General features: G+C 35.5%; 7 protein-coding genes. 4 read left to right on the top strand and 3 right to left on the bottom strand.

Annotated elements, in window-relative coordinates; translation table 11 throughout:
- Window positions 1-289 precede the first annotated feature (289 nt).
- Window positions 290-1384, top strand: coding sequence for a redox-regulated ATPase YchF (ychF, locus tag PQO00_RS15310; protein ID WP_274185730.1), 1095 nt, complete (start codon window positions 290-292; stop codon window positions 1382-1384).
- 161 nt (window positions 1385-1545) lie between these two features.
- Here the strand turns inward: ychF and PQO00_RS15305 are convergent, their stop codons facing one another.
- On the bottom strand, window positions 1546-2826 hold the full coding sequence (locus PQO00_RS15305; RefSeq protein ID WP_274185729.1) for a transglutaminase-like domain-containing protein: 1281 nt from the start codon (window positions 2824-2826) through the stop codon (window positions 1546-1548).
- 149 nt (window positions 2827-2975) lie between these two features.
- Here PQO00_RS15305 and PQO00_RS15300 point away from each other — a divergent pair, with 149 nt between their 5' ends.
- From PQO00_RS15300 to PQO00_RS15290, 3 genes are all read left to right on the top strand, one after another.
- On the top strand, window positions 2976-3884 hold the full coding sequence (locus tag PQO00_RS15300; protein WP_274185728.1) for a DMT family transporter: 909 nt from the start codon (window positions 2976-2978) through the stop codon (window positions 3882-3884).
- Window positions 3885-3995: 111 nt separating this feature from the next.
- Complete coding sequence (locus PQO00_RS15295) at window positions 3996-5858, top strand: DNA topoisomerase IV subunit B (RefSeq protein ID WP_274185727.1); 1863 nt, start codon at window positions 3996-3998, stop codon at window positions 5856-5858.
- Window positions 5859-5914: 56 nt separating this feature from the next.
- Entirely contained in the window at window positions 5915-8587 is a 2673-nt protein-coding gene (locus PQO00_RS15290) for a DNA gyrase/topoisomerase IV subunit A (RefSeq protein WP_274185726.1), read from the top strand.
- 274 nt (window positions 8588-8861) lie between these two features.
- On the opposite strand, the gene PQO00_RS15285 is transcribed toward PQO00_RS15290, so the two are convergent.
- The gene (locus PQO00_RS15285) at window positions 8862-9980 is read right to left on the bottom strand and encodes a hypothetical protein (RefSeq protein ID WP_274185725.1); all 1119 of its coding nucleotides are present in this window, start codon (window positions 9978-9980) and stop codon (window positions 8862-8864) included.
- A 156-nt stretch (window positions 9981-10136) separates the two neighbouring features.
- Window positions 10137-11426 (bottom strand): carboxypeptidase-like regulatory domain-containing protein, encoded by a 1290-nt coding sequence (locus PQO00_RS15280; RefSeq protein WP_274185724.1) that lies wholly within the window; start codon window positions 11424-11426, stop codon window positions 10137-10139.
- Window positions 11427-11933: the final 507 nt, after the last annotated feature.

Here is an 11933-nt window from a genome sequence, read left to right as displayed (position 1 = left end):
CTTAATATTTGTGCCTGTATCAATAATAGATCAAAAGCCTTGTTAAATGAGGGCTTTTATAATGGGCCGTAAGAGGCTTTTTCATCTTTACATTTGGTAAGTTTATTACGTCATAGCGATGCTCTGCAACCCAAATTGATATAAAATCATTATTTTTTGCTCCTTTCAAGAAAGTTTAAACCATTTCAAATTATAAAATACTATTAATATAATATATCTTTGCACTCGCAAAAATAGGTTTCCGTTCCTGCCGGCAGGCAGGTTTACGGGAATAAAAAATAAATTTTCAATGAAAGCAGGAATTGTAGGATTACCTAATGTAGGAAAGTCAACTTTATTTAATTGTTTATCTAATGCCAAAGCGCAAAGTGCTAACTTTCCCTTTTGTACTATAGAGCCTAATATTGGAGTGGTTAATGTACCGGACCAAAGATTGGAAAAATTAGAGAAGTTGGTTGCCCCAGAACGCGTACAACCTGCAACGGTTGAGATTGTGGATATTGCCGGATTGGTTAAAGGGGCCAGTAAGGGCGAAGGTTTAGGGAATCAGTTTTTGGCAAATATTAGGGAAACTGATGCGATTCTACATGTATTGCGTTGTTTTGATAATGACAATATCGTGCATGTTGACGGCCATGTAGACCCCATACGGGATAAAGAAACTATCGATATGGAGTTACAGCTTAAAGATTTGGAAACTGTCGATAAAAAGCTTGATAAGGTTAAGCGTGCTGCAAAAACAGGAAATAAGGATGCACAAAAAGAAGAGGCCGTATTGTTGGCTATAAAGGCTGGTTTAGAGGCAGGAACATCGGTTCGGGCTTTAGAATTTAGCGAAGATGATTATGCCGATTTTGTGAAACCATCCCAGTTTATTACCGATAAACCTGTTATGTATGTTTGTAATGTGGATGAAAGTGCGGCAGTTTCTGGTAACGCTTATGTTGAAAAAGTAAAAGAAGTCGTTAAAGATGAAAATGCCGAGGTTTTAGTATTAGCGGTTGGTACAGAAGCCGATATTAATGAATTGGATGATTATGAAGAGCGTCAAATGTTTTTACAGGATATTGGATTAGAAGAACCAGGTTCTGCTAAATTAATTCGTTCGGCATATAAACTGTTAAATCAACAAACCTATTTTACTGCTGGAGTCAAAGAAGTACGTGCCTGGACTATTGATATAGGGGCCAGTGCACCACAAGCAGCGGGCGTTATACATACCGATTTTGAAAAAGGCTTTATCCGTGCTGAGGTTATTGGCTATGAAGACTATGTGTCTTACGGTAGTGAAGCAAAAGTAAAAGAAGCAGGAAAAATGCGTGTTGAAGGTAAGAACTATGTCGTTAAAGATGGGGATGTGATGCATTTTTTGTTTAATGTATGATTTTAGGTAATAGGTAATAGGTAATAGGGATTAGGGATTCAATTTCGACTTCAATTTCGGTACCAGGCATGAGGTATGAGGGATTAGATTAATTATGGACTGCCAACTGAACACTGAATACTGATTACTGAATGATACACAACCTCTTAAAAACAAGAAATCTATAATATTAATTTAAACTCTTGAGAAGGGGCATCACCTGTTGATATGGAAAAAGAGTGGTCCACATTGTTTTTTGTATTGCTAACCTTTACGGTATAATCGGTGTGCTTTTTTAACTTTAATTTTAAAAATTTGTTCATATCGTCTGTAGTGCTTGGCGCATACCCAAAATCTATTTTTTTATCTTCCATAAAAATATCAACACGACAGTCTAATCTCGAATCGCTTTTTGTCATGTCTTGATCCTTAAATATTATAAATTTAGCCATGAGCTCATCTTCTTCGAGTTTTTTGTTTTCCAAGGATTTTTCATATAAATCTATATAGCGCTGGGTGACATTAACGCCATAAATATAAGGTCCTTCCTTAATGCTGTCTCGTTCTTTTGGGTTTTCATAATGTCTGCGCATTTGAGGCGGCATGTCGTTCAGGTCCATTTTATTTATCAAATGCTTTACAGCTCTTCCTGCATAATAGTATTGGTCGGTTGGTTTATATGATACGGCATAGATCCAATGTAATGGGTTGTTGATGTCTGCTTTTCCGGCATCGGCCAAAAACCATGATTTATTAAGACCTTCAGGGTAATATTCTATGAATTTCCATTCGTTATCTATATAGACCTCAGACCAGGTATGATTTCCTTTCATGTTGGTCCACATCGGGGTACCTGCCAATCTTGATGGGATTCCTACCGAGCGAAAGGCATCTGTTAATATAATGGACAAGCCCGTACATGTTGCCATATTTTCTGCCATAGCTTCTTTTGGACTGGAATCCATTTTAGAGCGTTTTACATTATATTCAACCTTGACTTCGTCTTTAATGGGGTTGGCGATAGCAAAAATGGCAGCCTTTAAACTTTTTTTATCTTCCACATACTTAGAAAAGCGTTCATAAAAATCTTTTCGCCAAGGGTCTCGGGTTTCGGCTACATTTGTATAAGGGAGGACTTCATTAAAAAAAATAGTATCTGGCAAGGCTTTGCACCAGGGGTATTTTTCTCTTGCTTTATAAGCATATGTCGCATTTTCTAAAAGAAAAGAAGCAGATAGCGTCGTTAAATCCCTTGTTGGCATATAGCTTATAAGAAATGCCATACCTTCTTTTTGGTTTTTAGGAGCCTCTGTTAATGCTTTTAAAATTTGTGGCGTATTTGAACCGGCTTTTATAAGAGCAGTATCTAAAAGGGTATGATACGTGTCTGGAATATCTTTATATTTTGATTGACAGGCTGTAAATGCATAGAAAGTAATAAGAAGGAAAAATAGTTTTTTCATTTGTTTGGGTTCACTGTGATTTATTTGATACTGCAATATATAAAAAACAATAATGATTAATGATGAGGTCTACTTTAAGTTTAGTATGGGCATCGTATTTTTTTAGTAAAGCAAATACCATTTAAATAAGCTTCCTATATATTCGTTTTATGCAAGCAACAAAAACGTTTATTTATGGTATTTTTTTAGGAATTCTGGGGATTGTACTGTTTTCCTCGAAAGCGGTTATGGTAAAATTAGCTTATCAATATAAAGTGGATACTATTAGTATTTTACTACTTAGAATGCTGTTTTCTTTTCCTTTTTACATCATTGTTGCTTATTTATATCGGAAACAAAATAGGGCGGTTGCCATAAAAAACAAAGATTATGCCTGGGTTGTTTTCTTTGGGTTTGTGGGGTATTATTTGGCGAGTTATTTTGATTTTGTAGGGCTTACTTATATAAAAGCAAGTTTAGAGCGTATCATTTTGTTTTTGTACCCTACTATCGTACTGCTTTTAAATAGGTTCTTTTTAAAACAGCCCATAAACAAAATTCAAGGAGGTGCTATTGCCTTAACCTATTTGGGGATCGTAATTGCTTTTTGGGATGAAGTCGCTATTTCTGGAAGTGATACTTATATTGGAGGTTTTTTTATTTTACTCAGCGCCATAACATATGCTTCATATTTGGTTGGTAGTGGTTGGTTGATTCCTAAATTTGGTGTGATGAAATTTACAGCCTATGCCATGATTGTTTCATGTATTTGCGTGTTTGTTCATTATAGTATTATAAGTGAAATTGATTTGTTCGGCTTTTCATGGGAAGTTTATTTTCTTGGATTTTTAATTGCCATTTTTGCTACGGTGATTCCTTCATTTTTAGTGTCAGCTTCTATTAAAATGATCAGTTCGTCGAATTTTGCGATTATTGCAGGAGTCGGACCTATTTCCACCATTGTTTTGGCTGCTATTTTCTTAAATGAAAGCCTGACATTTTTACAACTTTTTGGCGCTCTAGCTGTTATAATAGGCATTCTATTAGTATCTTTAAAGAAGCCTAAAACCAAAGAATAAGGTTCTCAACAAAAACAATTTTATATTGTTAATTACTTTGTGTAATGGAGGTTTTATTTTTTGTAGCGTTGTCTTATATTAGCGATCTATCATAAAATTTTGCTCAATTCTATGTCTGCACAATCCAATTATACCGAAGATAATATACGTTCACTAGACTGGAAGGAACATATTCGCATGCGTCCTGGGATGTATATTGGTAAACTAGGTGATGGATCCTCTCCAGATGATGGTATTTATATCCTGTTAAAGGAGGTTTTGGATAACTCTATTGACGAGTATGTCATGGGGGCTGGAAAAACTATTGAAATATCTATTCAGGGAACTAAAGTGACGGTTCGTGATTATGGCCGAGGCATTCCTTTGGGAAAAGTTGTTGATGTGGTTTCTAAAATGAACACGGGAGGAAAGTATGATTCTAAAGCTTTCAAAAAATCTGTAGGATTAAATGGGGTCGGTACCAAAGCGGTAAATGCCCTTTCGTCATATTTTAGAGTAGAATCAACGCGCGATAATAAATCTGCTTCCGCGGAATTTGAAAAAGGAAATCTAACTAACGAGGAATCGTTAGATACGACAACGAGAAGAAAAGGAACCAAGGTGTCTTTTATTCCAGATGATCTTATTTTCAAAAACTATAAATTTAGAAATGAGTACATCGTTAAGATGCTTAAAAACTATGTGTATTTAAATCCGGGATTGACCATTGTTTTTAATGGAGAAAAGTACTATAGTGAAAACGGGTTAAAGGATTTATTAAGTGAAAATATCAATGAGTCGGATAGGCTATATCCTATTATCCATTTAAGGGGCGACGATATAGAGGTGGCACTCACACATAGTAAAACACAATATAGCGAAGAGTATCATTCGTTTGTTAATGGACAAAATACCACTCAAGGTGGCACACATTTAAATGCATATAGAGAAGCATTGGTAAAAACCATACGTGAATTTTATGGTAAAAATTATGATGCATCCGATGTTAGGAAATCTGTAGTTAGTGCCATAGCCATTAAGGTGATGGAGCCTGTTTTTGAAAGCCAGACTAAAACAAAATTAGGGTCTACGGATATGGGTGGTGATTTACCTACCGTTAGAACCTATATAAATGATTTTGTAAAAACACAATTAGATAATTTTCTACATAAAAACCAGAAAACAGCCGAAGCCATTCAGCGTAAAATATTGCAGGCGGAAAGAGAACGAAAGGAACTTTCAGGTATCCGAAAACTAGCCAAAGATCGTGCTAAAAAGGCTAGTCTCCATAATAAGAAATTACGAGATTGCAGGGTGCATTTTGGTGATACTAAAAACGAACGTAATTTAGAAACGACCCTTTTTATTACAGAGGGGGATTCGGCCTCTGGAAGTATTACAAAATCTCGAGATGTTAATACTCAGGCCGTTTTTAGCTTAAAAGGAAAACCTTTAAACTGTTATGGATTAAGCAAGAAAATTGTTTACGAAAATGAAGAGTTTAATCTATTACAAGCAGCTTTAAATATAGAAGAATCCTTAGAGGATTTACGTTATAATAATGTCGTTATTGCAACGGATGCCGATGTAGACGGCATGCATATACGACTATTGTTAATTACATTTTTTCTTCAATTTTTCCCCGAAGTCATCAAAGAAGGACATTTGTATATCTTGCAGACACCTTTGTTTCGTGTGAGAAATAAAAAGGAAACCATTTATTGCTATTCAGAAGATGAGCGTAAAAATGCCATTGAGAAATTAAAACCAAAACCAGAAATAACGCGATTTAAAGGATTAGGTGAGATTTCACCAGATGAATTTAAACACTTTATAGGTGATGATATTCGGTTAGACCCCATTATGCTAGATGATAATATGTCTGTAGAGGAATTGCTATCCTTTTATATGGGTAAAAATACGCCAACACGACAGGAGTTTATCATTGATAACTTAAAGGTTGAAATGGATTTAATTGAAGAAGAGATTAAATAACTATATAATCAAGAAAAACTAAAATAGGTTCCTGCTTCCGCAGGAACGGTAAAAGCATGACCCAAGACGAAGACCCAAATGACAATTTAATAAACGAACAAGAAGAGCCCCAAGAAACTATTACCCGAGTTACGGGTATGTATAAAGATTGGTTTTTGGATTATGCCTCTTATGTTATTTTAGAACGTGCCGTACCAGCCATAGAAGATGGTTTTAAGCCAGTACAACGCCGTATCATGCATTCTATGAAAGATTTAGATGATGGACGTTACAATAAAGTAGCCAATATTGTTGGTCATACCATGCAATACCATCCGCATGGTGATGCGAGTATTGCAGATGCCATGGTACAGATTGGTCAGAAAGATTTATTAATAGATACCCAAGGAAACTGGGGGAATATTTTAACAGGAGATCGTGCTGCTGCATCACGTTATATAGAAGCCCGTATTTCTAAATTTGGGTTGGATGTTGTATATAACCCTAAAATAACCGAATGGCAAGCTAGTTACGATGGCAGGCGTAAAGAGCCTGTTAACTTGCCGGTTATGTTCCCTTTACTTTTGGCTCAAGGAGGTGAGGGTATTGCAGTAGGGCTATCAACAAAAATATTACCGCACAATTTCATTGAACTTATAGAGGCTTCTATTAAGCATTTGCAAGGGAAACGGTTTACGATACTACCAGATTTTCCAACGGCAGGAATTGCTGATTTTTCTAATTATAATGAAGGTTTACGTGGGGGTAAAGTAAGAGTGCGGGCCAAAATTTCACAGTTAGATAAAAATACACTTGTTATCTCTGAAATTCCATATGGAACGACCACATCATCACTTATAGATTCTATTTTAAAAGCAAATGACAAAGGGAAGATAAAGGTTAAGAAGATAGAAGATAACACAGCGGCAGAAGTGGAAATTTTAGTGCATTTGCCTTCGGGATTATCTCCAGATAAAACCATTGATGCGTTATATGCATTTACTAGTTGCGAATCGTCTATTTCACCTCTAGGTTGTGTTATTGAAGATAATAAGCCTTTATTCATAGGGGTTTCTGAAATGCTACGCCGTTCCACAGATAATACGGTGCAACTTCTTAAAAGTGAACTTGAGATTAAATTAGGAGAGTTTGAAGAACAGTGGCATTTTGCTAGTTTAGAACGTATTTTTATTGAAAATAGAATTTATCGTGATATTGAAGAAGAAGAAACCTGGGAAGGTGTTATAGGTGCTATTGATAAAGGATTGCAACCGCATATAAAGCATTTAAAACGAGCTGTGACTGAAGATGATATTACAAGATTGACCGAGATACGAATTAAACGTATCTCAAAATTTGATATTGATAAGGCACAGCAAAAAATTGAAGCTTTAGAAGAACAGATAGCAGAAATAAAGCATCATTTAGAACATCTTATTGATTATGCGATTGCATATTTTACAAGATTGAAGAAAGATTATGGAGAAGGAAGAGAGCGCAAAACCGAAATTCGTGCGTTTGATGATGTTGATGCTACTAAAGTGGTTATACGAAACACGAAGCTTTATGTAAATAGGGAGGAAGGCTTTATAGGTACATCACTTCGTCGTGATGAATATGTGGGAGATTGTAGTGATATAGATGATATTATAGTATTTACCAAGGAAGGGAAGATGATGGTTACCAAGGTAGACTCAAAAACCTTTATCGGTAAGAATATTATACATGTAGCTGTATTTAAGAAAAAGGACAAACGTACTATTTATAACATGATTTATCGTGATGGTAAAAATGGACCGTCCTATATAAAAAGGTTTGCTGTTACTGGTATAACAAGAGATAAGGAGTATGATTTAACAAATGGGAACAAAGGATCTACAACGCTTTACTTCTCGGCAAATCCGAATGGAGAAGCAGAAGTTATTACTATTTTATTAAGGCAAGCAGGTAGTATCAAGAAATTAAAATGGGATATTGATTTTGCAGATATACTTATTAAAGGCAGGGTCTCCAAAGGAAATTTAGTGACAAAATATTCTATAAAACGCGTAGAGCTAAAAGAAAAAGGCGTTTCTACATTAAAGCCACGTAAGATCTGGTTTGATGATACGGTTCGACGTCTCAATGTAGATGGTAGAGGTGAGCTGATTGGAGAATTTAGAGGTGAAGATAAATTGCTTATTATCAATCAATCGGGAATAGTTAAAACGGTTACGCCAGAAGTCACTATGCATTTTGATGACGATATGATAGTTATGGAAAAATGGATTCCTAAAAAACCTATTTCTGCAATTTATTTCAATGGAGAAAAAGAAATTTATTATGTAAAACGATTTTTAATCGAAAACGAAGGGCGGGAAGAATCATTTATTTCAGAACACCCAAATTCACAATTAGAAATTGTATCTACAGATTGGATACCTGTGGCAGAAGTTGTATTTGCTAAAGAAAGAGGCAAAGACAGAAAAGACAACCTAGAAATAAACCTAGAGGAATTTATTGCGATTAAGGGTATTAACGCTTTAGGAAATCAGTTAACAAAGGATAAGGTTAATCAAGTTAATTTGTTAGATCCGTTACCTTATGAGGCCCCTGAAGAAATACATGCAGATGATTTAGAAGTCGTTGATGAAACAGAAGTTAACGCAAATAACACTGCAAGTGATGGAACAGAAACTTCAAACTCAAATGATATGAAATCATCCCATGATAATGATGCTGATGAAGCAGGGCAAAAAACGTTGTTCTAATACCTAATCCTTAATCACTGGATGCTGAAATTGAAGTTGAAGTCGAAATTGAATGCCTCATCCCTAATCCCTAATGCCTGGTACCGAAGTTGAAATCGAAATCGAAATTGAATACCAGATGTTCTTATCTCGCTAAGACGCTAAGGCGCAAATGAATTTTGAATGCTGAAATTGAAGTCGAAATTGAAATTGAATGCCTCATACCTAATGTCTGGGTACCGAAATCGAAATCGAAATTGAACACTGAATACCTCACACCTAATTCCTAATCCCCTTATTCTATAGTCGAATTCGTTACTGTTATCGGTGTATCGTCATGCATGGAAATACTGGGGTAAGCAGGATACCAAGAGCCGCCCATGTTATTTTTTATTATGGAGTTATCTATAATAATGTTTCCTGAATGGTCATTACTAACAAAGAAAATAGAAGCACCAAAGGCGTTGACCTCGTTTTCTTCCATACGTGTCCCCAATACTTTTAAGGTCATGGTGTTCCCATCATTATAAATAGCCCCTCCGCTGCCCCCACCAGGCGTGCCCGATTCTGCAGGGTTTCCGCCATGACCAATAGCCTTGTTATGAGAAAAAAGACTGTTTATAATGGTCCAGGACACACCAATACTACTTATACCACCACCATTAGATCCTACGTTCCCATAACCGTCTGCTCCTCCAAAAGTAGTATTTACAACATAGACAGGTTGATTGTTGTATTGACTAAAAACACGAATAGCAGCCCCGCCAACATCGGGCCCGTTACTTTCACAAAAATTATTAAAAAAACGTGAATTTATAACTTTAAACCGCCCGCCTCGAATCCATATAGCACCACCGCCAGTATACTCGGTTTCGGAAGTAGAGTTGCCGTCGGCAAAAGTGATATTTTGTACCGTAAGTTTTGGATGGTCTTGGTTCTGACAATGGTCTGTGGTCCATACTTGATCGGAATCACAGGTATTCATATATAAAATACGGGTGTTTCCACCACCACTTAAGGTAATTAATCCACCACCATCAATAACAATATTGGGATTGGCATTATTAAACACTTTGGCAGGTCTATCCATAATAATGGTATGTGGGTTTGGACCACAATTGAATACTATTTTCCCGCCTTGGGCTACGGCATCTATAACAGCTTCGCAAGTGCAACTTTCTGGAGTTCCGTCGCCAATAATAACATCAGGATTAGAAACATCTTCTAAACTTGCCTCAATAGGAATGGGTGAATTTCCTTCTGGATTTCCGGCCGCAGGACCATTTTCAGGGTTTTCAAGAGGATTATGGATGGCATTTATGGTATCGTTATTCTCTTTGGAACAATTGGTGAAAGTAAAAATAAGCGCTATAATAAAGGTGCTCTTGATGATTCTGTAGGTTAAGTTTTTCATCTGTGAAATAGGTTAAAAACATATATACGATGGTTATAATGTCTTTAGATGTTATTTATTTCATTACTAATGGCTAAAAAAACTCCCAGCTTTAGCCGAGAGGGTAAATTTTATAAGACTTTCAGGTGAAGCTATCTTGGGGGCTACCGATCCACATTATGCCTTTTTTGCTTTATCCCGATTTTCTTTAGCTTTTTTTAATTGTTTTTGTATTTTCTTTATAGCAGATTCTATAGATTTTTCGGGTTCTATAATGTTGTACAGGCCCCAGAATTTTGGATCGGAAAAGCCAGAGGTCGCATCGGCTAAAATGGTCGTTGGACGGATCATTTTATTTCGGGGTTTTTTGGTAACTATGTCTTTAACCCTCCAATCGGTAATGGCCATTTCACTATTTAGTGTATAAACATTATTAAATAATTTTCTTTTCCAATTAACTTTAAAAGTCAATGAGATATTACTATAGGCATACTGCCATTTACCATTTTTAGTCCTATAATTAACCCTATAAGTAGCTTGGGTTGGATAGACGGTAACAGACCCTGGTTTTTTGCGGACATACATTTGGCTGGTTAGCTTTTTGTTCTCAACATTTAAGCTATAAACAGCATTTGTGAGAGCCAACGTTTCGGCATCAATATAAAGTTTACCATAAAATAGGGGCGTGGTAACATTTGGTTTTTGTTTAAAATTAATAACATAAACCAAATTTTCATTTATTCGGGTAGATGGATCAAAGCTAAAATCATAAAGAGCGATATCTTCACTTGTGAAAATGTATTCTGGATATTTAATAATATCGGTATACAAGTTACTAAAAGGCCCCCCTTGTAGTTTTACGGCAAGGGTGTCAAGTTTTGTATAATCTGTTTTTTTTCTTGCCTTAATAAGCTCTATAGCGTCTCTTTTGTCACTGCTGTAAGGACGTTTATGTATTTGTACAATAGCTTCAGATAGCGATGCATTTCTTCTTCTCTTTTTGATGGTTTCCCTATAAAAAGCGGTCATTAATGTATTGCTATTATTGTATAACGAGCTTCTATTTTTTAGTGTGGCTTCTAAAAGGGATTTAGCATCTTTGTATGTGTCAATTTCAACAGCAGTTAATTCGGTAACTGCAGGTGTTAGTGCTATTTTTAATCTGTTTTCTAAGGTTGAGATTTTAATTTCTTTTTTCTCGTAGCCTAAATGGGAAACAACTAAAGTACCATTTAATAAGTCTTGGGGTATTTTTAATAGAAATTCACCGTCGGTGTTAGTTACCGTGCTAATATTGGAATCAGCAATAACGATGTCTGCAAAAACCAAAGCATCTTTGGTTTTTTGGTCAATAACCTCTCCTTTAATCTCTTTTGCGAATTGCTTATCTTGTGCTATTACTGTAGAAAAGCTAAAGACTAAAAGTAGAATAAAAATTCTTAATGTTAGGGGTATAGCTCTTTTCATGATGTTAGGATTTAACCTAAAAGGTACGAAAAAATAAATAAATAATAATCAGCCGAATGGTTTTTAACATTTTGTATTTAGAGTAAATCGTACCAGTTATTGGAGTGCACAGTAGTAATATATAAAGAAGTGGTTTAAACTTTTTATAATTGGCTGCAAAATGTCCTTTTATCCCTATATTTTATCTTTTTATTACTCCGTAGCGATGCTATGCAGTGCAAAAAAGCATTCATTTGGGAATAAAATCACTATTTTTCGCTTCAATCAAAAAACATGTGCTCAGCTTGACTGGGTAGTTTAAACCACTTCAATATAAAAAGTATATCCCTTTTATTTTTAATAGCTAAATAAAGAATTTATTGAAACGAACTATCCTTTTTATCATCCCTTTCTGGTAGGAAAGACACTAATGTGTCCAAATCTTTTTATTATACAATAATTTGTGTGCACACGGTAAGTGATTGGCAAGGGGATGGACGGTCTCAAGAAATTCTTTATTTAAAAAGT

This window comes from Flavivirga sp. 57AJ16 (assembly GCF_028736925.1).
In the GTDB taxonomy this organism is placed as follows: domain Bacteria; phylum Bacteroidota; class Bacteroidia; order Flavobacteriales; family Flavobacteriaceae; genus Flavivirga.
The sequence above is the reverse complement of the archived record's forward strand: the minus strand, read 5'-3'. Positions and strand labels throughout refer to the sequence as shown.

What these genes read in the sequence shown, in the direction of transcription:
- ychF (WP_274185730.1), top strand. Translation starts at nt 290, where the DNA reads ATGAAAGCAGGAATTGTAGGATTACCTAATGTAGGAAAGTCAACTTTA.
- PQO00_RS15305 (WP_274185729.1), bottom strand. Translation starts at nt 2,826, where the DNA reads ATGAAAAAACTATTTTTCCTTCTTATTACTTTCTATGCATTTACAGCC.
- PQO00_RS15300 (WP_274185728.1), top strand. Translation starts at nt 2,976, where the DNA reads ATGCAAGCAACAAAAACGTTTATTTATGGTATTTTTTTAGGAATTCTG.
- PQO00_RS15295 (WP_274185727.1), top strand. Translation starts at nt 3,996, where the DNA reads ATGTCTGCACAATCCAATTATACCGAAGATAATATACGTTCACTAGAC.
- PQO00_RS15290 (WP_274185726.1), top strand. Translation starts at nt 5,915, where the DNA reads ATGACCCAAGACGAAGACCCAAATGACAATTTAATAAACGAACAAGAA.
- PQO00_RS15285 (WP_274185725.1), bottom strand. Translation starts at nt 9,980, where the DNA reads ATGAAAAACTTAACCTACAGAATCATCAAGAGCACCTTTATTATAGCG.
- PQO00_RS15280 (WP_274185724.1), bottom strand. Translation starts at nt 11,426, where the DNA reads ATGAAAAGAGCTATACCCCTAACATTAAGAATTTTTATTCTACTTTTA.